The sequence below is a fragment of the Staphylococcus caprae genome (assembly GCF_003966625.1).
Classification (GTDB): domain Bacteria; phylum Bacillota; class Bacilli; order Staphylococcales; family Staphylococcaceae; genus Staphylococcus; species Staphylococcus caprae.
The window spans coordinates 2,194,519-2,218,345 of sequence record NZ_AP018587.1; the positions used below are offsets into that span (position 1 = coordinate 2,194,519).

The 23,827-nt window shown below is 33.4% G+C and carries 21 protein-coding genes; 8 read left to right on the forward strand and 13 right to left on the reverse strand.

Going from position 1 to position 23,827, the window contains the following annotated elements; translation table 11 throughout:
* The first annotated feature begins 542 nt into the window (after nt 1-542).
* From JMUB898_RS10575 to JMUB898_RS10590, 4 genes are all read left to right on the forward strand, one after another.
* Nucleotides 543-1,409, forward strand: a complete 867-nt coding sequence (locus tag JMUB898_RS10575; protein WP_002441478.1) for a DMT family transporter — start codon at nt 543-545, stop codon at nt 1,407-1,409.
* A gap of 13 nt (nt 1,410-1,422) precedes the next feature.
* On the forward strand, nt 1,423-1,923 hold the full coding sequence (queF, locus tag JMUB898_RS10580) for a preQ(1) synthase (RefSeq protein WP_002441476.1): 501 nt from the start codon (nt 1,423-1,425) through the stop codon (nt 1,921-1,923).
* 318 nt (nt 1,924-2,241) lie between these two features.
* The gene (locus tag JMUB898_RS10585) at nt 2,242-3,747 is read left to right on the forward strand and encodes a peptide MFS transporter (RefSeq protein WP_002441475.1); all 1,506 of its coding nucleotides are present in this window, start codon (nt 2,242-2,244) and stop codon (nt 3,745-3,747) included.
* A 145-nt stretch (nt 3,748-3,892) separates the two neighbouring features.
* A complete protein-coding gene (locus JMUB898_RS10590) occupies nt 3,893-4,816 on the forward strand; it encodes a diacylglycerol/lipid kinase family protein (protein ID WP_002441474.1) in 924 nt (307 codons plus the stop codon).
* A gap of 168 nt (nt 4,817-4,984) precedes the next feature.
* On the opposite strand, the gene JMUB898_RS10595 is transcribed toward JMUB898_RS10590, so the two are convergent.
* The 6 genes from JMUB898_RS10595 to JMUB898_RS10620 form a co-directional block, all read right to left on the reverse strand.
* On the reverse strand, nt 4,985-5,518 hold the full coding sequence (locus JMUB898_RS10595) for a 5' nucleotidase, NT5C type (protein ID WP_002441473.1): 534 nt from the start codon (nt 5,516-5,518) through the stop codon (nt 4,985-4,987).
* A gap of 534 nt (nt 5,519-6,052) precedes the next feature.
* Nucleotides 6,053-7,108 (reverse strand): histidinol-phosphate transaminase, encoded by a 1,056-nt coding sequence (gene hisC / locus JMUB898_RS10600; RefSeq protein ID WP_002441472.1) that lies wholly within the window; start codon nt 7,106-7,108, stop codon nt 6,053-6,055.
* Between the two features lie 142 nt (nt 7,109-7,250).
* Nucleotides 7,251-8,765 carry an ABC transporter permease/substrate-binding protein gene (locus JMUB898_RS10605; RefSeq protein WP_002441471.1) on the reverse strand — a complete coding sequence of 505 codons (1,515 nt, stop codon included), beginning with the start codon at nt 8,763-8,765 and terminating at the stop codon, nt 7,251-7,253.
* A complete protein-coding gene (locus JMUB898_RS10610; RefSeq protein WP_002441470.1) occupies nt 8,758-9,735 on the reverse strand; it encodes an ABC transporter ATP-binding protein in 978 nt (325 codons plus the stop codon). The genes JMUB898_RS10605 and JMUB898_RS10610 overlap by 8 nt, the downstream gene beginning before the upstream one ends.
* Before the next feature lie 305 nt (nt 9,736-10,040).
* The gene (gene recQ, locus JMUB898_RS10615) at nt 10,041-11,822 is read right to left on the reverse strand and encodes a DNA helicase RecQ (RefSeq protein ID WP_095323308.1); all 1,782 of its coding nucleotides are present in this window, start codon (nt 11,820-11,822) and stop codon (nt 10,041-10,043) included.
* 10 nt (nt 11,823-11,832) lie between these two features.
* Nucleotides 11,833-13,722, reverse strand: coding sequence for an ABC-F family ATP-binding cassette domain-containing protein (locus JMUB898_RS10620; protein ID WP_172594646.1), 1,890 nt, complete (start codon nt 13,720-13,722; stop codon nt 11,833-11,835).
* A gap of 121 nt (nt 13,723-13,843) precedes the next feature.
* Here JMUB898_RS10620 and JMUB898_RS10625 point away from each other — a divergent pair, with 121 nt between their 5' ends.
* A complete protein-coding gene (locus tag JMUB898_RS10625) occupies nt 13,844-14,659 on the forward strand; it encodes a ZIP family metal transporter (RefSeq protein ID WP_037541175.1) in 816 nt (271 codons plus the stop codon).
* 184 nt (nt 14,660-14,843) lie between these two features.
* On the opposite strand, the gene ltaS is transcribed toward JMUB898_RS10625, so the two are convergent.
* The 7 genes from ltaS to JMUB898_RS10660 all read right to left on the reverse strand — a co-directional run bounded on the left by ltaS (nt 14,844) and on the right by JMUB898_RS10660 (nt 21,700).
* The gene (ltaS, locus tag JMUB898_RS10630) at nt 14,844-16,784 is read right to left on the reverse strand and encodes a polyglycerol-phosphate lipoteichoic acid synthase LtaS (RefSeq protein ID WP_126514798.1); all 1,941 of its coding nucleotides are present in this window, start codon (nt 16,782-16,784) and stop codon (nt 14,844-14,846) included.
* Nucleotides 16,785-17,384: 600 nt separating this feature from the next.
* The gene (locus JMUB898_RS10635; RefSeq protein ID WP_002441465.1) at nt 17,385-18,389 is read right to left on the reverse strand and encodes a 5-oxoprolinase subunit C family protein; all 1,005 of its coding nucleotides are present in this window, start codon (nt 18,387-18,389) and stop codon (nt 17,385-17,387) included.
* Complete coding sequence (locus JMUB898_RS10640; RefSeq protein ID WP_002441464.1) at nt 18,367-19,083, reverse strand: 5-oxoprolinase subunit B family protein; 717 nt, start codon at nt 19,081-19,083, stop codon at nt 18,367-18,369. The genes JMUB898_RS10635 and JMUB898_RS10640 overlap by 23 nt, the downstream gene beginning before the upstream one ends.
* 18 nt (nt 19,084-19,101) lie before the next feature.
* The gene (locus tag JMUB898_RS12850) at nt 19,102-19,308 is read right to left on the reverse strand and encodes a hypothetical protein (RefSeq protein WP_037541174.1); all 207 of its coding nucleotides are present in this window, start codon (nt 19,306-19,308) and stop codon (nt 19,102-19,104) included.
* Nucleotides 19,309-19,352: 44 nt separating this feature from the next.
* Nucleotides 19,353-19,961 carry an aminotransferase class IV gene (locus JMUB898_RS10650; protein ID WP_037541173.1) on the reverse strand — a complete coding sequence of 203 codons (609 nt, stop codon included), beginning with the start codon at nt 19,959-19,961 and terminating at the stop codon, nt 19,353-19,355.
* A 1-nt stretch (nt 19,962) separates the two neighbouring features.
* On the reverse strand, nt 19,963-21,123 hold the full coding sequence (gene pabB, locus JMUB898_RS10655; RefSeq protein WP_002441461.1) for an aminodeoxychorismate synthase component I: 1,161 nt from the start codon (nt 21,121-21,123) through the stop codon (nt 19,963-19,965).
* The gene (locus tag JMUB898_RS10660; RefSeq protein ID WP_126514799.1) at nt 21,113-21,700 is read right to left on the reverse strand and encodes an anthranilate synthase component II; all 588 of its coding nucleotides are present in this window, start codon (nt 21,698-21,700) and stop codon (nt 21,113-21,115) included. Before JMUB898_RS10660 ends, pabB begins: the two co-directional genes overlap by 11 nt.
* Before the next feature lie 306 nt (nt 21,701-22,006).
* Here JMUB898_RS10660 and queC point away from each other — a divergent pair, with 306 nt between their 5' ends.
* Genes queC through queE form a run of 3 tightly spaced genes read left to right on the forward strand, consistent with a single transcriptional unit; the run spans nt 22,007 to nt 23,816 of the window.
* The gene (queC, locus tag JMUB898_RS10665) at nt 22,007-22,678 is read left to right on the forward strand and encodes a 7-cyano-7-deazaguanine synthase QueC (RefSeq protein ID WP_002441456.1); all 672 of its coding nucleotides are present in this window, start codon (nt 22,007-22,009) and stop codon (nt 22,676-22,678) included.
* Between the two features lies 1 nt (nt 22,679).
* On the forward strand, nt 22,680-23,099 hold the full coding sequence (gene queD / locus JMUB898_RS10670) for a 6-carboxytetrahydropterin synthase QueD (protein WP_002441455.1): 420 nt from the start codon (nt 22,680-22,682) through the stop codon (nt 23,097-23,099).
* 3 nt (nt 23,100-23,102) lie between these two features.
* Nucleotides 23,103-23,816: a 7-carboxy-7-deazaguanine synthase QueE gene (gene queE, locus JMUB898_RS10675; RefSeq protein WP_002441452.1), complete on the forward strand. Its 714-nt coding sequence runs from the start codon at nt 23,103-23,105 to the stop codon at nt 23,814-23,816.
* Nucleotides 23,817-23,827 lie beyond the last annotated feature (11 nt).

Here is a 23,827-nt window from a genome sequence, read left to right on the forward strand (position 1 = left end):
AAATAGCAATAATTTATCATATTCTTTAGTGTGAATTTGCATTAAAATGATTGTATTTCACATATTAACTTTTAATTCGTAAACACAATATGTAGTGTTTGATTTTGAAATTTAATACTATATTCTGTGTTTCATTATACATAAGTGCTCAAATTTATGAAAGTTAAAGTTTATTGACGAAAAATAGTTAATCTTTCAGAAAGTGCACCACTACGTTATTAGAGCTCATTATTCTGAAATAAAAAATTTTTTCAAGGGTCTTCACTTGCTTTTTAACCCAAAATAGTCATACCTCTCTACGATGCACTTGAGGTCAAAATCTCGCACAGATGTTTCATACAACCTACAACAACAAGTATTTTATGTCTTTATGTTTTCATTAATCACAATTAAATTCTTATAATATATAACTCCCCTACAATAGAACGTGTGTTCGTATTTAGATTATATAACTCTATTTTTAATTTTGCAAGGACTTATGCATAGCCATTTTATTTATGCTAATATAGTTACGTTAATCTTATAGTATTGAGGCGATAATATTGAATCCAAAAGTAAAAGGTATTATTGCTATTTTAATTTCTGCAGTGGGATTTAGCTTTATGTCAGTCTTTTTCAGGCTTGCAGGAGATTTACCTGTATTTCAGAAATCGCTCGCTAGAAATTTTGTAGCTATGTTTATACCATTATTTTTTATTTTTAAATATAAACAACCAATGTTTGGGAAGTTGAGCAGTCAACCTCTACTCATATCTCGCTCAACTTTAGGTCTAATAGGTGTATTACTAAATATATATGCTATTGACCATATGGTTCTAAGTGATGCCGATACACTTATGAAATTAAATCCATTTTGGACGATTCTTTTAAGTCTAATTTTCCTACATGAAAAGGTACGTAAATATCAAATATCAGCTATGATTATAGCCATATTAGGTATGTTATTAATTGTAAAACCAGAATTTTCTTCTTCTGTTATCCCTTCAATAGCAGGATTATTCTCAGGTATCTTTGCCGCATCAGCTTATACATGCGTTCGTGCACTAAGCACTCGTGAGAAACCATATACAATTGTATTTTATTTCTCTTTATTCTCGGTGGTCGTATTGATACCTTTCTCAATTTTTACATTTGAACCTATGACAACAGTGCAAATCTTATATCTACTAGGTGCAGGATTGTCAGCAGCCGTTGGACAAATTGGTATCACACTTGCATATGGTTTTGCTCCTGCAAAAGATATTTCAATCTTTACGTATGCTTCAATCATTTTCACAGCATTATTCGGCTTTATCTTATTCGGAGAAACACCTGATATGTTTGCGACTGTAGGTTATGTTGTGATTATCGGTGCAAGTTACTATATGTTTGAAAAGGCACGAAGAGAATCTAGTATAAAAGAAAGTTAAAGGAGCCAATATAATGGAACAAGGACGTCAAAAAGATGAATTACAAGATATTACATTACTAGGAAATCAAAACAATACGTATGATTTTGATTATAGACCAGATGTTTTAGAAACATTCGATAATAAGCATCAAGGGCGTGACTATTTCGTTAAATTTAATTGCCCAGAGTTTACATCATTGTGCCCTATTACAGGCCAACCAGATTTTGCAACAATTTATATTTCATATATTCCTAATATCAAAATGGTGGAGTCTAAATCATTAAAGCTATATTTATTCAGCTTTAGAAATCACGGCGATTTCCATGAGGATTGTATGAATATTATTATGAATGATTTAATTGAATTAATGGATCCACACTATATTGAGGTTTGGGGTAAATTCACTCCTAGAGGTGGCATTTCAATTGATCCTTATACAAACTATGGTCGCCCGAATTCAAAATATGAAAAAATGGCAGAACATCGCTTAATGAACCATGATATGTATCCAGAAAAAATAGATAATCGTTAAATATATCGCCCTCCATTGAAAGTGTTTATTCAATGGAGGTTTTTGTTATAAAAATTATTTTCTTATTTGATAAAAAAACTATTGCACTTTGACACGTTAAAGCGTATTTTATTTATATCGATTCATTTATACGAATGTTTATAACAATATAAATAAAGACACAAATTATCATATAAATGTAATGAAATCCATAAATAGACTGAATATTCATATTATTTTTATTTTTTGAAAATTATTGAAAATTATTATCCACAATAGTACAATCATTTTTAAACAATTTAATATGGTTATTAGGGGAAGAAAGGATGGGATGATATTATGTCAACAAATAATTCCCATGAACAAGCAGTTCAAGAAATACCTCAACATGGATTCTTCGGGCATCCTCGAGGTTTAGGCGTACTCTTTTTCGTAGAGTTTTGGGAGCGATTCAGCTACTACGGTATGAGAGCAATGCTTATTTTTTATATGTATTTTGCGATTCAAGATCACGGACTTGGTATCGACAAAACTACGGCAATGTCAATTATGTCCGTATACGGTGCATTAATATACATGTCTTCTATTCCAGGAGGATGGATAGCAGATAGAATTACAGGAACACGTGGTGCAACTTTAATAGGTGCAGTATTAATTATCCTTGGGCATATTTGTCTAAGTTTACCGTTCGCAATGTTTGGATTATTCGCATCAATGTTCTTTATTATTATTGGTTCAGGTTTGATGAAACCAAATATTTCAAATATTGTAGGTCGTTTATATCCTGAAAATGATGTACGTATGGATGCTGGATTCGTTATTTTCTATATGTCAGTCAACTTCGGTGCACTGATTTCACCAATTATTTTACAACACTTCATTAATGTTAAAAATTTCCACGGTGGATTCTTAATCGCAGCGATCGGTATGGCGCTTGGTTTAGTATGGTACGTTTTATTTAATCGTAAAAATCTTGGTAAAGTTGGTATGAAGCCAACAAACCCACTTTCACCTGACGAAAAGAAAAAATATAGTTTAATCGTTGGAGCTATCGTAGCAATCATTGCTATTGTAGTGATTGTTTCCTATATTACACAAACATTATCATTCGATTTAGTAAGTAACACAGTCCTTATATTAGGTATCGCACTTCCAATTGTTTATTTCACTACAATGATTCGTAGTAAAGAAGTCACAGATACAGAACGTTCTCGTGTTAAAGCATTTATCCCTTTATTTATTTTAGGAATGCTTTTCTGGGCGATTCAAGAACAAGGTTCTAACGTTCTCAATATATACGGAATTGAACATTCCGACATGAAATTAAATCTATTTGGTTGGAAAACGAATTTCGGTGAAGCCATATTCCAATCTATTAACCCATTATTTATCCTATTATTTGCACCAGTAGTGTCAGCGGTATGGCAAAAATTAGGAAGACGCCAACCTAGTCTACCTATCAAATTTGTTATAGGTGCTTTAATGGCAGGTGCATCTTACATCATGATGGGTATTATCGGTAACATTTATGGCAGCGCACATTTCTCAGTCAACTGGGTTATCCTTTCATATATTATTTGTGTCGTTGGTGAATTGTGCTTATCTCCTACTGGTAACAGTGCGGCAGTTAAATTAGCACCGAAAGCATTCAATGCACAAATGATGAGTTTATGGCTATTAACAAATGCATCTGCTCAAGCATTTAATGGTACGTTAGTAAAATTAATTGATCCACTAGGTCAAACAAATTATTTCATATTCTTAGGTATTACTACAGCTGTGATTACCTTCATCATTCTTGCCTTTAGTCCTAAAATCATTAAAGCGATGAAAGGTATTCGTTAATCAATTTATCATGACTGCGATTCGATTATTTTCGACTTGCAGTTTTTTTATTTTATAATGGGTATAACTTCTAATCATTTGCTATTATTTTACTAAAAAGGGTAATTAATAGATTAAGAGAATTTTACGAAAGTAGGCATGCATAATGGAAAATAAATATAACCATGGCGTCCTGTTTTACCACGAACATAGTGGTTTGAAAGATATATATGAAGGACTTGGCGAAGTAACGAAATCTCTAAGTTCAATGTGTAAACACTTATCAATACAATTAAGTGAAAACGAAGGAGATATTATTAAATATTGTGAATCCATCAAAAACCATGAATATGGTACAGATATCGACATTTTATTTATCTTAGGTGGAGATGGCACAGTCAATGAATTAGTCAATGGTGTCATGCGACATGATTTAAGTATCCCAATTGGCATTATTCCTGGAGGGACATTTAATGATTTTACTAAGACATTGAATTTAGATTCTAATTTTAAAAATGCAAGTTCACAATTGCTCTCAGCACAGGTTGGCTCTTATGATGTATTGAAAGTAAATGATACATATGTGCTAAACTTTGTGGGCTTAGGATTAATTGTTCAAAATGCTGAAAATGTCCAAGAAGGTTCTAAAGATGTTTTTGGAAAGTTAAGTTATATAGGGTCTACAGTTAAGACATTGATGAACCCTAGTAAATTTGACTTTACGCTCAATGTCGATGGTCGAGAAGAAAAAGGACATACTTCTATGCTTCTCATAGCTAACGGTCCTAATATTGGAGGCGGACGTATACCTTTAACCGATTTATCTCCTCAAGATGGTGAAGCAAATGCGTTCATATTTGATGAGCAAAGCTTTAGTATTTTGAATGATATTTTCAAGAAAAGAGATAGTATGAATTGGAATGAAATCACTGAAGGTATTGGGCATATTCCAGGTCGACATTTCACGCTCTCTACTGAGCCTAATATGAAAGTCGATATTGATGGTGAAATCAGCTTAGAAACGCCTATCGAGATTGAAGTTTTACCTAAAGCGATTCAACTTCTTACTTTCCCAGACCCTACCAATTAAAAAAGTGACACGACGGCGCTCTACGCACGTGAAGTCATACTCAACTAAGTTTTAAATATAAAAATTAGCAGTAAGACGATTCTAATTGAAATCATCTTACTGCTATTATTTTTGGAACGATATTCCAAGCTCTATAAGGGTGTCGTATATCACATTGAATGTCCCTACTTAATTTCCTAGGAAATAATTCTCTACGTCTCTCCAACCGCTTACTCGATCAAATCTATCATCATTAATATTATGAGATGCTGTAAACATAACGGGTTTACCTTCAAAGATTTCAAGTTGTCTAGGGTTATCGTCGATGAGATAATCGGCATTGACAATATTTTTTCTACCACAAAATACAAAATGTTGAGGATTTAAAAATGGGAAAAATTCTAAAAGCCATTCATATTTGTCATGAAATGATGTTGGGACGTCCATTGCTGCTGTAGCAATATAAATATCATAATGCTCGTTTAATTTCTTAACTACTTCTTGAGCATGTGGCATCACTTTTAAACGTCTAAAGAAGCCCGGTTCTCTTAATACTTCAGTTACCAATCCTTCATGTTCAGGCATCATGTGTTTTAATTTTTTACCTTTTAGAGCCTCGATAGTAATCCCTAGATTAGCTCGTTCATTTACTGCATCAATGATTTCACCTAGTGTATCAGCTAAGACTTCATCCATATCTATCGCAATTTTTTCTCGCGTCATTCCATTTGCACTCCCTATTGATAATAAAAATTCAATTTAGATATTAGTATAGCAAAAATTAAAGCTAAGCACAGAAATAACAAATTCAGAAAATGTTTATAAAGGAAATAATGAATTAGACTGATAGAAAACCCTTATTAACCGAGTATTCGAATTTGCTTAACGTAGTATTGATAGCGACACGCCTGCAGGAATAGCATGCGTCTTGAGACTACTTGTAAGTCAGTTGATTTTTTAAAAGACAGGCTACGCAGTAGCTGATTGATGTTGAGCTAATGTAGGCTCAACATCTAATCATCCTTGCGGGGGTGATAATACGAATTCTTGAAATCTAGAATTCTGTATCACTCCCAAGCCATGCCCGCGGCAAGGGAGCTAAGCAATACGCAGTATTGATATTATTTGAATGGATTCACATATAATGTATTTTTATCTCAATGTGAAAATGCTTTTTTACAGAGTTAACAGTCTAAAATATGCCTCTAATTTGACTATACTACTTCGTTTTAAAATAAATAGTAAAGTTTAATTCTTCTAATAATTAAAGTTTTGAAGTACTTCTATCATTTTTTGATTTTGTTCAGGGAAACCGATAGTAATTCTTACTCCAGTAGGAAATGGACGTGTAATACACCCTACTTCTAACAATTCATCATATAGCGCCTTACTATTCGTCGTTTTCACAAAGATAAAATTAGTTTGACTTGGTAAAAAGTGTTCACTTTGAGGGATTGCATAGAATTTCTCGCGTTCTTCGGCATATTTTTGAGTAATTTCATTCAAATACGCTTGGTCTTCTAAAGCAGCAATAGCTGCGTACTCTGAAAGTCTAGTCACATTGAATGGGGGTCTAATGATGTTCCACTTTTCAATAGCGTCTGCAGAAGCTACCACGTACCCTACTCTTAAGCCTGCAAGCCCATATGCTTTAGAAAATGTGCGCAATAAAAACGCATTATCAAATGTTTCCTGCAACTTTAATGTATCAGGAAAGTCTTTAGCAGTTACAAATTCGACGTAAGCCTCGTCAATTAACACTGGGATATGACTCGGAACACGTTCTAGGAAATGGAATAAGGTTTCATGGTTGAAATATGTACCAGTAGGATTGTTAGGATTACATAGCCAAACTAACGCAGTATGTTCATCAATACTTTGTAGAATTCCCTCTAAATCAAATCCACCATCTTTAAGCGGAACTTGTACTACATCTGCGGATTCAACAATAGCGTTATGATAGTATTGACCGAATGTAGCTTCACTTGTCACGATTTTATCACCTGGAGTTAACACTGCTCTTGAAATCATTAATATCACTTCATCTAAACCTGCTCCAAAAAGAATACGTGATTCATCAACATTTAAATGCTCACTCAATACCTTTCTAAGACCTGGTGAGCCTGACTCAGGATAATAATATAATTCGTCTAGGTGCTGTTCAATTGCTTCTTTCACTTTAGGCGTAGGACCGTATAAATTTTCATTAGACGCTAATTTAAATAGCTCCCTTTCAATGCCGTATTTGTTTTTCAATGCTTCTGGAGAAAGTCCAGGTTCATAAGCTGATAGTTGCTCTAATTGTTTCTTCATAATCGAATTCTCCCCTTGAATTGACTGAAATTTTAAAAAACTTAATACCCATTATATACAATGAAGTAATTTAAAATCAATGACATTCAACCTATTTATAAATAAAATTCCTGACAATTCAATGCCAGGAATTTCAACTTGATTATTTAACAAGCCCTTCTTTTTTCAAGTAAGCTTTTGCCACTTTATAAGGGTCTTCTTTTTTAACAGTTACTTTATAATTCATTTCTTGCATTTGTTCATCCGTAATTTTACCAGCTAATTGATTGAGCGGTTTCTTAATTTCTGGATGCTCTTTAAGGAATTTCTCTTTAAACATTGGTGCACCTTGATATGGTGGGAATACATGTTTATCATCTTTCAATACAACCATGTCATATTGTTTTAATTCAGCATCTGTTGAATAAGCGTCGATTAAGTTAATATCGCCTTTTTCAACAGCAGTATAACGTAATTTAGGTTCCATTGTTTTCACATTTGAAATGTTGAGATCATAGGCTTTTTTCACTGCTTTAAAGCCATCTGGTCTATCATTAAACTCTAGAGTGAACCCTGGTTTAAGCTTATCTTCAACTTTTTGTAAATCGCCAATTGTTTTAATATTATTTTTCTTAGCAAAGTCACGCTTCACTGCTAACGCATATGTGTTGTTATACTTCATTGGTTTTAACATTGTCATCTTATACTTTTTCTCTAAGCTTGTTTTCGCTTGATTATAAACGGCTGGCTCTTTTTTAGATTTTAAATCTTCTTTTGTCAATTCTCCAAGAACTGTTCCAGTAAACTCGAGATAACCATCGATATCATCAGATTTCAATGCATTGAATAGGAACGATGTTTTCCCCATTCCATCTTTAACATCCACAGTATCATCTGTTTCCTCTTCTATTAGAATTTTGTACATGTTAGTAATCACTGAAGGTTCTGAACCGAGTTTACCTGCGAGGGTAATTTTGTCACCCTTTTGCGCGAATAATGGAATCACAATTGCTAATAGAATCACTAACACAATCGCACCTAGTGTGATTAATAGTTTTTTGTAAGAAAGCTTCTCCATATATCTAAGAATTAAATCGAAAATGATAGCTAATAAAGCTGCTGGAATCGCACCAATTAAAATAAGCGAACTATCATTACGATCAATACCTAATAGAATGAGGTCCCCTAAACCACCAGCACCAATTAAAGCTGCTAACGTAGCAGTACCAATAATTAATACCATTGCAGTGCGAATACCTGCCATGATGACCGGCATCGCTATAGGTAATTCTACCTTAGTCAGTCTTCTGAATGGTTTCATACCAATACCTTTAGCCGCTTCGACTAATGACGGATCAACCTCTTTAATACCAGTATATGTATTCCGCAATATTGGTAATAATGCATAAACGACTAACGCGATGATTGCAGGTACACGTCCAATCCCAAATATAGGTATCATCAATCCTAATAATGCTAATGAAGGTATAGTTTGGAGCACCGCAGCAATATTCATCACGATTTCTGATAGTTTTTTAGTTTTTGTTAAAAGTATTCCTAGAGGTACCGCAATAATTGTTGCAATAAGTAATGCGATAAAAGATATTTGAATATGTTCAATAATCGTAGAAAGGAGTTGTCCTTTTCTATCACTTAACGTGCTTAGAAATTCATGCATGCGTGATACGCTCCTTTCTTTCCGATAAATAATTGAAAATGTCTTCACGTTTTAATAAGTACTGCGCTTGATTGTTACTATTTAAAATAATCACACCATCATTTTGTGCTAATAAATGATAAATACTTTCGATATTCTGACTTTCATTTACTTCAGGGTAGTTGGAAGTAGCAGACATTTCATTAAGCGGACGGTGAACATTTAAATCTTTAATTTGAATTTGTGCAAGTGAATCGCCATTCTGTTGTTCAAGGTGACTTCCCATAAATTGTTTAACAAACTCACTCTGCGGATGATCTTTAAAACCTTGTGGGGTATCAATTTGTTCAACATGACCATTATTCAACAAACAGATTCTATCTCCCAACTTCATTGCTTCTTGAATATCATGTGTCACGAAAACAATCGTCTTTTTAATTTTTGTTTGTAAGTCAATTAAATCATCCTGTAGTTTCTCTCTACTAATAGGGTCTAGTGCACTAAAAGGCTCATCCATAATAATTACAGGTGGGTCAGCTGCTAATGCACGCACAACACCTACACGTTGACGTTGACCGCCTGATAATTCGTCTGGCTTTCTATTTTTGAATTTCTCAGGTTCTAAATTAACCATACTTAATAATTCATCGACACGTTGTTCAATATCTTTATCTTTCCACTTTTTCATCTGAGGAACTTGAGCAATATTCTCTTTAATAGTCATATGTGGGAATAATGCAATTTGTTGGAGTACATAACCAATATCCCAACGCATTTCATAAACTGGATAATCGCTGATTGGTTTCTCTTTAAAATAGATGTACCCTTCACTTAATGGGATTAGGCGATTAATCATTTTGAGTGTGGTTGTTTTTCCGCAACCTGATGGTCCAATTAATACAAAAAATTCCCCTTCTTTTATGTTAAAACTCACATTATCTACTGCAATATTATTTCCATATCGTTTCGTAACATTCTTAAATTCAATCACAATTTCACCTTCATTCGTCCTACAAAAAGTAGACAATTTTAAACTATATTCCCTATTAAATCACTTTTAATTAAAAAATAACATTTTAACGTGAATTATATTATTAAAGATTCTAAATCTTCTACACATATTGAAAATAGTATAAAAACACGAATGGAAAGTCCCAAATTTTAGCGAAAAATTAGATGGTTCATTTTTATTTTTAAAAGTCGCTCTATTAAAAAACAACGACTGAATCTAAAATATATTAGATCTAGCCGTTGATAAGTTGATAAAACGTTCATTTATTTTACTTTATCGTCATTTTAAATACTTGTTTTATAGGTTTGGATTTTTTCTAAAAATTTAGGGCAGTAATGTTTTAATTTATAACTTCCTACACCATCGATAGAAATCATTTCCTGTTTAGATTCGGGTTTACGTTTCGCAAACTCTTCAAGCGTATAGTCTGAGAAGATACTAACCGGTGCAATGCCTAATTTATCACTTAACTGTTTACGCACTGCTACAAGTTCACCATAGAGTGCTCGGTCTACGCCTTCAACAGTATTGATGTATACTTTTTCTTTACTCTTTTGTTTAAATGGTGTGGTATAAACTTTTGTACTATCGTTAAGTAGCTTTTTCACAGAGTTATCGCAAATAAGTATTTCATCATTTTCGTTAAGATAACCTTTAAATCGTAATTCATCTATCAGATGTGCTAATTCTGAAGTTGTATAATCCTTCATTAAACCATGAGTTGTGAGTTGATCATAATCATTGTATTTAATGTAATCTGTGATTTCGCCTCTTAAAACTTGAATAATCACACTGTAGCTTTCTTGTTGTTTCATTCTTGCAATACAACTAATAATCATTTTAGCTTCACGTGTCATGTTATATGTTTTATTTTCTTGTACGCAATTACTACATTGTTCGCATTCTTCTAACTTTTCATTTGGTTCAAAATAATGCACAATCGTAGCTTCTAAGCATTTCTTAGTTTTCGTATATTGAAGCATCTTTGTGAGTTTTTCACCCATTTTATCTTTATAATCATCATCTGCTTGAGAAACTGTAATAAAATATTCATGTAATCCCTTATCACGTTCACTAAAAAGAAGGATACATTCACTCTTCAATCCATCACGACCAGCACGTCCCGCTTCTTGATAATATGATTCAATATCGCCAGGCATATTATAATGAATCACGTATCTCACATTAGATTTATCAATACCCATACCAAACGCATTCGTTGCTACAACAACATCCACACGATCGTATAAGAAATCATTTTGTGCAGCCTCACGCTCTTTATTCGTTAAACCTGCGTGATAAATTGTACTTTTAACTTTTTCATTTTCTAATGCTTCATTAAGTTCCTCTACCTGTTTACGTGTAGAACAATAAATAATCCCAGCTTGTCCATCATGGCTAGTGACATAGTCGACAACAAATTTTTGGCGTTGGTAGGTTGGATTCACTTTGAAAATTAAATTACGGCGTTTCGTACTTGTCTTAATTTCATCATACTTGCCGATATTTAACTTTTCCATAATATCCTGTTGAACTTCAGCAGTAGCAGTAGCTGTTAAGGCTACTATCGTGAAATCTTGAGGTAAAGTGAATACTTTATGAATCACACTTTGATAACTTGGTCTAAAATCATGTCCCCATTTTGAAATACAGTGTGCTTCATCAAAAGCAATAAGATGAATATCAATCTTTCTAAGTAAATTTAAGAAGAATGTGTTCTCAAATCGCTCTGGTGCAACATATAAAAATTGAATGTCACCCTGCTTAAGTTTATCTTCAATATCTTTTTGTTGCTTCTGAGTTAGACTACTATTCAAGTATGCAGCTTCAATCCCCATTGCTTTAAGCTGATCAACTTGGTCTTTCATTAATGAAATAAGTGGACTAATGACTATAGTTGTACCACCAAGCATGAGTCCAGGTACTTGATAACATATTGATTTACCGCCACCGGTTGGAAGTACTCCGAGTGTATTACGATGGTCTAATATTTTGGTTATAATCTCCTTTTGTCCTGGCCTAAATGTTTCGTAACCAAAATAATGCGATAAAGTTTCTTGCATGATTACAGTCCCCTTATTGTTCTTTTATTTCTTCAAGTTCACTCCATCTCGTGATGTCTGTTTCATATGTTTGTTCAAGCTGTTCTTTTTCTTCATTTAATTCTTTAATCTTTGCATAGTCAGCACTTGCTGCTACCATTTCTTCATCAATTTCTTCTAATCTTGTTTCCGTTTCATCAATACGTGTCATTAATGTTTCGTATTCTAATTTCTCTTTATAAGAAAGCCCTGTTTTCTTTCTTACTTGTGTTTTTTGCTTTGACTGTTGTGCTGATTGTTTAGCTAATGCAGCCTGACGTTCTTGTTCTTTTTTATACTTTTCATAATCTTCAAATGTGCCTATAATCTTTTCCATGTAACCGTCATGAATATACCAATATTCTTGTGCAACTTTATTCAAGAAATAACGGTCGTGACTTACAGTAATAACTGAACCACCGAAATCGTCAATATAATCTTCTAATATTGTTAACGTTTCAGTATCTAGGTCATTTGTAGGCTCATCTAATAAAAGTACATTAGGTTTATGGACTAACAATCTTAATAAATAGAGCCTTTTTTGTTCGCCACCTGAAAGTTTATAAATTTTCTTACCGTGTGTTGAACTTGGGAATAAAAAGCGCTCTAATAGTTGTGTGATTGAAATTGAAGTGCCATCTTTCTCCTTAGCCACTTCACTTTCTTCACGAAGATAATCAATCATTCGTATATCACGATCCAGTGTTTCTTCCGTTTGTTTAAAATAGGCAACTTTTACTGTTTGACCTATCTTTAATACACCTTCAAAGTCGTGATCTTCGTTGCTTAAGATATTAAGTAGTGTCGTTTTACCTGCGCCGTTTGGCCCAACAACACCTATACGTTGTCCACTCTGTATAATTTCCGTAATGTCTTTAAATAGCACTTTATCATTGATTGATTTCGTCACATGCTCTAATTCATAAACTTGTTTACCTAATCTAGAATACGCGAGATTCAGTTCACCTTTATCTTGAGTATGCTGACCTTTTACTTCACTTTCAAGATTATTGAATCGGTTGATACGTGCTTGTTGCTTTGTAGTTCTAGCTTTAACGCCTGCGCGCATCCATGCTAGTTCTTTCTTATAGAGTGATTTTTGTTTTTCTTGTTGTTTTTGTTCAATCACTTCATTTTCAGCACGCATTGCTATGTAATCCTCGTAGTTACCTGGGTATGCTGTTAACTTACCTCTATCCAATTCAATAATTCTTGTCGATACTTCATTTAAAAAGTAACGATCGTGAGTTACAAATAAAACTGTATGTGGGTATTGTTTCACATAATTAATTAGCCAGTTAATCGATTCAAAATCTAAATGGTTAGTCGGTTCGTCTAGTAATAATAAATCAGGCTGTTCAATCAATGTCTTAGCAAGAACTACTCGCTTTTGTTGTCCACCTGATAGTTCTCGAACATATTTAGTCGTATCATTAATACCTAATTTAGATAATATCGTTTTAATTTCAGCATTATAATCCCACGCATCACTTTGGTCCATAGCTTCTTGAACTTTCATCATCGCATTGAATTGTGCTTCACTTTGGTCGATTGCGTAAGCATTCACAGCTTTTTCATAGTCTTTAATCACTCGTAAAGTTGGCGTATCTGAACTTAATACCGCTTCAAACACAGTCATTTCCCCATCTAAATCTTGCTTCTGAGAAGAATAACGAATTCGATAATGGTTGGGATGTGTAATATCCGCAGTAAAATCTTCATCTAATCCACCAATGACTTTGAGCAATGTACTCTTACCTGTTCCATTGATGCCAACAAGTCCAATTCTCTCGTGTTCAGAAATGGATAAGTTCAAATTATCGAATATCACTTTGTCTGCATAGGATTTATTTAAATGTTCAATTTTGTATGCTTCCATGCTTATCTTCCTTTTCAAATATCGAATTTTGTCAACTATCGAATTTTTAAAATAATTTTGTTAAGCTTAATTCAGTTCTATATATTATACACCTTTTTAAGCTTAAATGATACAAGGAGACCTACTTATGGCACAAATCTTCGAAAACTTGCCTCCTTACATTCAAGCACTCATAGCTGGTATCATCACATGGTTACTTACAGCACTTGGAGCTGCAGCTGTGTTTGTGTTTAAGAAAGTAAATGACAAAGTTTTAAATTCTATGCAGGGTTTTGCAGCCGGAATTATGATTGCAGCAAGTTTTTGGTCATTATTACAACCAGCAATCGAATCAAGTAAAGGAAGTTCATTACCATGGCTTCCAGCTGCTATTGGCTTTGTACTTGGAGGCATATTTATACGAGTATTAGATTATGTGATTCCTCATATTCATCAAAATGCTCAGGATAAAAACCAACAACGAGAAGGTGTTAAAACCTCTCTCAGTAAAAATGCATTGCTTGTTTTAGCAATCACGCTTCATAACATTCCTGAAGGATTATCTATTGGGGTCGCCTTTGGTGGCATGGCATCAGGAAATGGTCAAGCTACATTTCTAGGTGCCATTGGACTTGCCATCGGTATCGGTATCCAAAATATTCCAGAAGGTGCAGCACTCTCTATGCCAATTAGAGCTGCGGGTGCATCTCGCTGGAAATCGTTTAATTACGGACAAGCTTCGGCAATTGTTGAACCTATCTTTGCAACAATTGGTGCTGCGGCTATTTTAGTGGTCAATCCTGTTTTACCTTATGCATTAGCCTTTGCTGCAGGTGCAATGATTTTCGTTGTTGTGGAAGAACTTATTCCAGATTCTCAATCTGGTAACAATACAGATTTAGCTACAATGAGCCTCATGTTTGGATTTACGATTATGATGATTCTTGATGTTGCACTTGGTTAAGTGGTTATGATCCATTTTTGCTAGATTGCATTGATTGCAAATCGCTTATATTAAAAAAAGAGGACTATCAGATAACATGTTTCGCGAATAGCGAAGGATCTGATAGTCCTCTTTTGTGTAGAAAGGAAAAATCTGGATTGAGTAAACTTAGTTAAGCGACTCAATCCAGATTAATGTTAGATTATTATTTTTTCTCGTTACCTTTAGGACCTGCTTTGTATTCATACTTAGATGGGTTTACTTTCTTGAAGTCAGGATTTTTATAGAATCTGAACAAGTCACCGTTAAGAACACTGTCACTCATTTCAAGATCTTTTTCAACCTGTTTCTTATTCTTGTCGAAGTCCTTAGGTTTCTTAGTGAGTAATTCATTGTCTTTATTAGAGTAAATCTTACCATTTACGTATTTATAATCTTTGGTAATGAAATCTCCATTTCTAAATGGAACAACATCATTATGTTGTTTTGAGAACATGTCTGTACCAAACATTAAGTAATTCTTACTATCAATACCTAATAAATGTAGTACTGTCGGCATTATATCCATTTGACCAGCATATTCTTTATTCACGCCACCTGGTTTACCAGGTATTTTCAACCAGAAACCAGTACGGTTCAAGTCTGTGAATTTAGCTGGAGTGATTTTTTCACCTAATAATTTTTCCATTGCGTTGTTATGATTTTCAGAGATACCGTAGTGGTCACCATAAATCATAATTACTGACTTGTCATAAAGACCTTTTTTCTTAAGATCAGTAATGTACTCTTCTAATGCTTGGTCTAAGTAATGTGCCGTTTGAATATAACCGTCTACTGTTGCATCACCTGTATTAGGTTTATCGATTGAAGCATCTTTCTCATCCAATGTAAATGGATAGTGATTTGTTAATGTAATCATATGTGAGTAGAACGGTTGTTTCATCTTAGATTGATAATCCGCTGATGCTTTAAAGAATGGTTTATCTTTAAGACCAAGGTTAACAATATTATCGTCAGACATATCGTAATATGTTGCATCGTAGAATTTATCAATACCAAAGTGTTTATAGACCTGATCACGGTTCCAGAATGTTTTATAGTCACCGTGCATAACATTAGATGTGTAACCTTGCTTTTGGTCTAAAATGGCTGGTAACGATTGGTAAGTGTTATCGCCTTTTAGTGAGTATGCAGAACCTTGTGGTAATCCATACATACTATTATCCATTGTAAACTCGGCGTCTGATGTTTTACCTTGTCCAGTTTGATGGAAGAAGTTAGGGAAATAAGTAAAGTCTTTCTTACCACTTGATAATTTATTTAAGAATGGTGTGACTTCTTTACCATTTACCTTTTTATTGATTAGGAAAGTTTGGAAACTTTCTAAGTGAATTTTAATGATATTTTTCTTTTTCGCTACACCATAATATTCTTTATTTGGCTCAGTACGCTTTTGTTTCGTGTAATTAAGTACTTTTGTTAAATCATCTTCTGATGCAAGCGCTTTTTGTTGATTATTTTCGATTGTTTTTACACCGTCATAAACAGTGAAGTTGTATGGTCCTAAATATTTAACAAGATATTTATGGTCAAACGTTCTTGTTAATAATTCTGGTCTATCTGTTTCAGCAAATGCTAAATTTAAGAAGAATAAAGCTACTGATGCAGCCATAACAACTGGAACAAATTTCTTACTAAATGCTCTAGTATCTAACCAATTACGTTTAAAAATTAAAATAATAAGGTAGATAATTGTGTCAATGAAATAAACAAAGTCATACCATTTAAACGAAGCACCTACAGCGCCACCCATTGACTCAACGTTACCAGCTTGGTTCAGTGTACTAAAAGTTAAAAAATCTGAGAAGAATCGGAAGTACACGACATTCGCATAAAGTAAAAATGTTAATAGAAATCCTCCAATAAAAATGAACCAGAAAGCTTTCTTACCTTTGAAGAATAATAGCACACTCAATGTAAGTGCGATTAAACTGTAAGGATTCATAAGTAATATTAAGTTTTGTACTAGCCCCTTAACACCTAAAGAAAAATCAACATAATATGAAAAATACGTCTTTAAGGTAATGGTGAATACCGTTAATAAGAAAAACGCAAAAAGACTAATTTTCTTTTTGGGTAAACTCATGTTTGTTTCCTCCGTTAATAGTAATAAATCATTTTGAACATTTATCCCAATGTCATGTAATTAAATAAAAAGTTTCAAAGTTTTTAGATAAAAATTAATTACAAAACTTGATACGTCACTTTGAGATGATTATTTAATTATCAAAATGATATATTGTCGCTTTCGGACAATTCAATTTTTATTGGTTGTTTTACAAAATTTTATGTTCCATTGGCTCAGTTTTATTTGTGATCATCATCGTTCATTAGGTTATTTAACCTTTTAACACAACAATGCAAGCGAGTAACACTACACGAGTGAACTCACTTATACTTTAAGGTTGTTAACTTATTATTAAGAAATAATGAAGTTTGTAACCAAATTGTAATAATAATACATAGTTCAATTTATAAATATATAGTAATGTCACACAAATATCAAGCAAAAACATGATATAAAAGTGTAATTTTAAAGTTCAAGGGAGTCTATACCCTTAAACAACTTGCTTAGTTTCTTTATAAAAACAATATCTAATTATAATGATTAATGTTTATCATTTCATCATACTTTAGGACTAGCATATTATGAGTGATCAATAAATTTTTTTAAACCATGCGCGCTTTATTTCATCATTTCCAACTGCATGCGATATTCTATCCCATGAAATAGTTGATTTAACCAATTACTGTATTTAACTAAATTCTTTTCTGCGGTTTCAATATCTATAAATTGGAATTTCAATTTTGAACCTTGTGGCTTTTGAGCTAACTTCGTTAAATGATAGCTTGCGATGGTTCCAATTTGTGGGTAACTGCCCAATGTATAGTGATCATTCAATAACACAATGGGCGTACCATCTCTTTTAACTTGCACTGTTCCCTTTTTTACAGACTGATGCGCTGGCATATCGTCGTAATAAGCTTTAATTTTTTGGCCGTCTAACAACATCCCTACACGATTGGTCTTACTCGACACTTTATATTCGGATAGAGTAAAACGATTAATTACATCTTTTTTAAAGTCTTCTGTGCCTTTATTCTTAATAATATGGAAGACATCTGACATATAATTGAAGGATAATGCATATCCATCTATTCCCCAATCAGTCGTACGTGTTTCACCTAAATTTTCAAATAACTTTTTATGTCGCTTTGAATATGCTCGTTTAAGTTCAATCTCATCGCCTTTTTCAAGCTTTCTTCCTTTGAAACCACCAATTTTCACATTAAAATCAGTCGACGTAGAATTGAGCCAGTTATCTAACTTGAAACCCCCACCAACAGCTAAATAAACTCGTGAAGTACGACTTGTTTCTCTAAATTTGAGTACTTCGCCTTCTTCTATAAGATATAATTTATTAGGATAGATTGTGATGTTTTGTGTTTCGGCTTTAAAGTTTCCACCTGTCAAAGCAATAAGTGCAGGTTCAGTGAAACGAATTTCAGCCATTTTATGCGTCATCTCAAGTGTAGCTTCATTCTTATCATTTGCTACAAGTCGATTTGCAATCTCATGTGCTAAATCGTCGAGCGCACCACCTGGGATTACACCATCATGCTCATAACCATTTCTCCCAAAATCTTGAAAGCTACTGAATAGACCACTATTTTCTATTATGATCGACATATTTAAAATCTCCTAGCTCTATTTCATTTTTCTCTTTCGCAACGAACTTTACATTATCTCCTAATTTTAATAATGTGAAGTCTTCACGGTCAGGAAAGAATAACTGAAGTGGCGTATAACCAATCACTAACCAATCGTTGTATGTATCAGTTGTAACGATGCCACATTTTTTCCCTTCAATTATCACAGAACCAGCAGGAATAAACTTTTTCTGTTTACTTGTGTGATTCACGTGTAATTTTTTATGCATTCCTGTTAAATAAGGAAATCCAGGAGAATATCCCATCATTGAAACAAAATATTGTTCGCCAGTATGTAACTGGATAAAATCGGATAATTTAAGTTTAAGGTATTTCAATAATTCAGGTAAATCAGGTCCAAACTCATCTCCATAAACAATAGGCACTTCTAATGGTTGTTGGGCTTCATCGTTGTGTTTAATTTCTAATTGCACAGAATCAATTAAAGCCTTCATATATAGAAATGGTGATTGTATATTGTGATGTTTAATCATATCTCTCGCATCATAACAAATCATTAAATCAGACTCAGTAGGTACAATTTCAGTAATAAATGGATATGCTTTATCAATTAAGTATGATCTAAGCGCTATTAAATCTTCTGTAAGTTTTTGAGATACATCTTTTTCTATAGATACAACAATGGCTTGATCGCCTTGACTGTATACTTTCATATTTCCACCTCATACATATTAGTGATGATAAAACACATTCATTAAATCAATGACATGTGGCATCAGTGATTTTATTAAAAGATAAACCAATACACACGCACAAAGGCAAGTTATAGTGGCAGTCATTCTTGCACTTAGGTGTCTCTGTTTCGCCATCAACTTTTGTATAATATATTTATTTAGACTTACCAGCACTACCAATATAACGAACCATAATAATGCCATAGGCTACCTCTTTTTAATTATTAAAATTATCTTTCATTCTAATTTTATATATAAATTTTGACATCGGCAACCTCTCGTAAACTATTGATTAAGTAGAGATTAATTTGATTTGCTTGAATCTTCTTTTTTAAATCATCAACATAAATATCTTTCTCTATCATTCTACCTTGATCAAGAAGAGATTGTCTCATACATCCAAGTAAAAAGTCCTGATGATAAGTTGGAGTGTATAAGTCATTCCCCTCACCTATCATAATATTGCCAATATCGAATTCTAATATTTTTCCTGTTTCATCATATAATAGAATTAAATCTGTTTCATGATTATGTTCTAAATAATGACGTTCTGAAGTTTTATTCACTAAATATTTCTGATTAACGTGATGTGTTCTTTGAACTAAACGAGCAGTGAATAGTGTCTTTTCCGGTAAAGGTGCAATAATATAATCTAAGTGTCCATCGCGCTCCAAAGTTACTTTTAACCGATATTCGCCTTTTGGATATGTTTCTCTTATCAATTGTATTAATTCATGCCATTTTTGAGTATTTAAATTAAATTTTAAATCTGCACTAGACTTTTGAATTCTTTTAAAATGATAATCTAATCTTGGAATATCACCATTTTCAAGTCTCATTGTTTCAAATAATTGCATCTTATAAATTCTCCAAAATCTTAGTTTTATCGTGAAATTCTTGCACTTCATTTTCAGGGATAGAATCAATTGTAATACCAGCGCCCACCCCATAAATCGCCTCTTGATTTCTATATTCAATTGTACGTATAGGAATATTAAATATCATACGGCCATCTGGCAACAACACACCAATCGTGCCACAATAAATTGATCGAGGCGATGTTTCCAACTGTTGAATATACTTCATGGTACTTAATTTAGGCGCACCAGTGATAGAACCACATGGAAATAGTGCGCGCATGATATCGACTAAATTTGTCTGTGGCTTTAATTGACCGCTCACCATACTCGTCATTTGAAATACGGTATCATAACATTCAATCATAAATGGTTGATCAACGTTTATCGTGCCACTTTGCGAAATTCGAGTAATATCATTTCGAAGTAAATCCACTATCATGACATTTTCGGCTCTATCCTTTGCTGAATGCTTCAAAGCGTAGTATAACTGTTCATCTTCCTCGATTGACCGACCTCTTGGCATCGTGCCTTTCATCGGTTTACTTAAGATGACATTGTCATGCTCTTTGAAATCTCCTTTTTGGAAGAATAACTCTGGTGAAATCGAAGCCACTTGTATCTCTGGTGTATCTAATAAAGCTGTGTAGTGTCCATTCTGATGTGCTGTTAGTTTGTCATATAATGCTGTTATAGGAAAATGAATGGCCGAATACAAACGAGTCGTATAGTTCACTTGATAGGTATGCCCTTCTACAATTGCTTGTTGTATTAATTTAATTTTTCTCATCATGGCATCATCACTTTCATGAAATTTAAAATGATGCCTTTGTTTTGTGGAATTTAATTTTCTGTTGTGACTTGCACTAGCATTTTCTTTTTTATGCCGAACATCTTTAAATGAATAAGCTACTGCCAATATTTGATTTTCTTCTATTATATTGACGCTCATTTTATCATTAAAATAAGGTGCCGCTTCGTACGTCATATATAATGCCACATAACGCCCTTTTTGTTGTTCATTTTCCGCAAAATTAACAACCTCTCCCACTTCATCAAGGTGATAAGCAATTGCAGAGTCTAAACATTCTTCCATAATTAAATGATAATCTTTAGATTGATTCTCATCTTCGTAATATCGATAATTGAATTCAATATGCATATTGAACGCCTGCCTCATTTAAAAATAACTTAAGCTGTTCGTGTCCATACTCACTTAATATAGATTCTGGATGATATTGAACACCATAAACATGAAAATCGCGGTGCTGTACGGCCATAACAATTCCTTCATTATTATAAGCAGTAACCTTTAGTGAATGAGGTATTTGTAATGGATCGGCCATAAGCGAATGATATCGCATTACATTAAAGTATAAAGGAAGGTCCTTAAAGATTCCTTCATTTGAATGATGCAACGTTGTGGTATGACCATGAACTGGTTTATCATTATGTATAATTTGCCCACCAAAATGTTCAACGATGACTTGAAAGCCCAAACATACCCCTAATATAGGCACCTCTCGATAATATTCCGTGAGTATGGTTGCAAGTATAGGATAATCACTTGGACGACCAGGCCCAGGAGAAATAACAATTGCCTGAGGGTCTAATTGTTTAAGCATTGGAATCGTGACTTGATCAAAGGATATGACCTGAACATCATCAGTTGTTTGGACTGTAAGATAATCTATTAAATTATATGTAAATGAATCATGGTTATCTATCATTACTATCATAAATGTGCTCCGTAGTTAAATTTTAATCATTTTTACTTTTGTCACTCTATTATCACAGAACGTGACTTGATTTTATATAGTATATCGTTTATTCTATTTTGCGTACAAAAATAAATAAAAAGAGGTTCCTAGCAGAAACCCTCTATAAAAAACTAGACAAGTATTCTACTACTATGAATGCGAGTATACATATACTTTTAGTTATAACATTAAAATGATATGTGTCCTTACATCTTCACGTCTATCTTTTTTATAGAGATAGACTTTTTTTATGCACAAAATTAATAACGATAAGGAGCTATACTAATGACTGAAAGTGACTTAAACAAAGATAAAGCAATTGTCGTATTTAGTGGCGGCCAAGATAGTACGACATGTTTGTTTTATGCTAAGAAACATTTTAAAGAAGTTGAACTCGTTACATTTAATTATGGTCAAAGACATGATACCGAAATTGAAGTAGCGAAAAAAATTGCCAACGAGCAAGGTTTAAAACATCACATCTTAGACATGTCATTATTATCTCAACTCACACCAAATGCACTTACACAACATGATTTAGACATTGAAGAAAATGAAGACGGTATCCCCAATACATTTGTCCCAGCACGTAATTTATTATTCTTATCCTTTGCAGGCGCATTAGCCTATCAAATCAACGCAAAACACATCATTACTGGTGTTTGTGAAACTGACTTCTCAGGATATCCAGATTGTAGAGATAGCTTCATTAAATCTATGAATGTTACGCTTAGCCTCTCGATGGGTAAAGATTTTGTCATCCATACACCACTGATGTGGTTGGATAAAGCCCAGACTTGGGAATTAAGTGACGAATTAGGTGTATTAGACTATATTCGTTACAATACGCTGACATGCTACAACGGTATCATCGGTGATGGTTGTGGCGAGTGTCCTGCTTGTAAATTAAGAGCCCGTGGTTTACATCATTACCTCAAAAGTAAAGGAGCTGAATAGCATGATGCAACAAATTTATCCAAGTGTCACACATCCTTATCAATTTGAATTAAATAAAGATTTCAATTTTTCTGCAGCACATTACATTCCAAGTGAAGATGCTGGTAAATGCATGAGAACACATGGCCATACGTATTTCATTAATATAACAATTGCCGGAGATACGTTGGATCATAATGGTTTTTTAGTGAATTTTAGTGATTTGAAAAAGTTAATACATGATCAATTTGACCATTATTTGTTGAATGACTTAACACCTTTTAAAGGAAAAAGTCCTTCTACAGAAATCGTCGCACAAACGATTTACAATATGGTACAAGATTATTTAAGCGATCGTGATAACCAACCTCAATGTGTACAAGTATATTTACGCGAAACTCCTACAAGTTATGTTGTTTACCGACCAAAGGAAGCGAAGTAAATCATGGCTAAAATACCTGTTTTAGAAGTATTCGGCCCTACAATACAAGGAGAAGGTCGTGTAATCGGACGTAAAACCATGTTTGTGCGTACAGCAGGTTGTGATTACCGCTGTAGTTGGTGTGATTCTGCTTTCACTTGGGATGGAAGCGCTAAAGAAGATATACGCCTTCTCTCTGCCGAAGAAATATATGAGGAATTACGCGAAGTTGGTGGAGATAATTTTAACCATGTCACGATTTCAGGTGGAAATCCTGCCTTGATTAAAGGTATTCAAGATTTAGTCGACTTATTCGAGGAAAAGAATATTTATACAGCTCTAGAAACGCAAGGCAGTAAATTCCAACCGTGGATGACACAAATTAATGATTTAACGATCAGTCCTAAACCACCAAGTTCCACAATGAAACCTAATTTAGATATTTTAGATTCAGTAATAGAACAATGTGTACACCATACCCTCAATCTCAAAGTTGTCATATTTAATGAAGAAGATTATGAATTTGCGAAAATGATTCACCATCGTTACCCATCCATTCCATTTTATCTCCAAGTGGGTAATCCTTATTTAGAGGATGACGTCGAGCATCATACTTACAAACTACTAGAGAGATATGAAAAACTAGTTGACCGTGTCATGGAAAGTAGTGATATGAATCATGTATATGTACTTCCACAATTACATACATTATTGTGGAGTAATAAAAAAGGCGTTTAAAATAATTAAGT

Excerpts from the sequence above, each read along its gene's own strand:
- hisC (WP_002441472.1), bottom strand. The coding sequence starts at position 7,108 with ATGAAGAAACAATTAGAGCAACTATCAGCTTATGAACCTGGACTTTCT.
- JMUB898_RS10635 (WP_002441465.1), bottom strand. The coding sequence starts at position 18,389 with ATGTCGATCATAATAGAAAATAGTGGTCTATTCAGTAGCTTTCAAGAT.
- JMUB898_RS12850 (WP_037541174.1), bottom strand. The coding sequence starts at position 19,308 with ATGGCATTATTATGGTTCGTTATATTGGTAGTGCTGGTAAGTCTAAAT.
- queD (WP_002441455.1), top strand. The coding sequence starts at position 22,680 with ATGATGCAACAAATTTATCCAAGTGTCACACATCCTTATCAATTTGAA.
- ltaS (WP_126514798.1), bottom strand. The coding sequence starts at position 16,784 with ATGAGTTTACCCAAAAAGAAAATTAGTCTTTTTGCGTTTTTCTTATTA.
- JMUB898_RS10585 (WP_002441475.1), top strand. The coding sequence starts at position 2,242 with ATGTCAACAAATAATTCCCATGAACAAGCAGTTCAAGAAATACCTCAA.
- queC (WP_002441456.1), top strand. The coding sequence starts at position 22,007 with ATGACTGAAAGTGACTTAAACAAAGATAAAGCAATTGTCGTATTTAGT.
- JMUB898_RS10605 (WP_002441471.1), bottom strand. The coding sequence starts at position 8,765 with ATGCATGAATTTCTAAGCACGTTAAGTGATAGAAAAGGACAACTCCTT.
- queE (WP_002441452.1), top strand. The coding sequence starts at position 23,103 with ATGGCTAAAATACCTGTTTTAGAAGTATTCGGCCCTACAATACAAGGA.
- JMUB898_RS10640 (WP_002441464.1), bottom strand. The coding sequence starts at position 19,083 with ATGAAAGTATACAGTCAAGGCGATCAAGCCATTGTTGTATCTATAGAA.
- pabB (WP_002441461.1), bottom strand. The coding sequence starts at position 21,123 with ATGCATATTGAATTCAATTATCGATATTACGAAGATGAGAATCAATCT.
- JMUB898_RS10650 (WP_037541173.1), bottom strand. The coding sequence starts at position 19,961 with ATGCAATTATTTGAAACAATGAGACTTGAAAATGGTGATATTCCAAGA.
- JMUB898_RS10595 (WP_002441473.1), bottom strand. The coding sequence starts at position 5,518 with ATGACGCGAGAAAAAATTGCGATAGATATGGATGAAGTCTTAGCTGAT.
- JMUB898_RS10590 (WP_002441474.1), top strand. The coding sequence starts at position 3,893 with ATGGAAAATAAATATAACCATGGCGTCCTGTTTTACCACGAACATAGT.
- queF (WP_002441476.1), top strand. The coding sequence starts at position 1,423 with ATGGAACAAGGACGTCAAAAAGATGAATTACAAGATATTACATTACTA.
- JMUB898_RS10660 (WP_126514799.1), bottom strand. The coding sequence starts at position 21,700 with ATGATAGTAATGATAGATAACCATGATTCATTTACATATAATTTAATA.
- JMUB898_RS10625 (WP_037541175.1), top strand. The coding sequence starts at position 13,844 with ATGGCACAAATCTTCGAAAACTTGCCTCCTTACATTCAAGCACTCATA.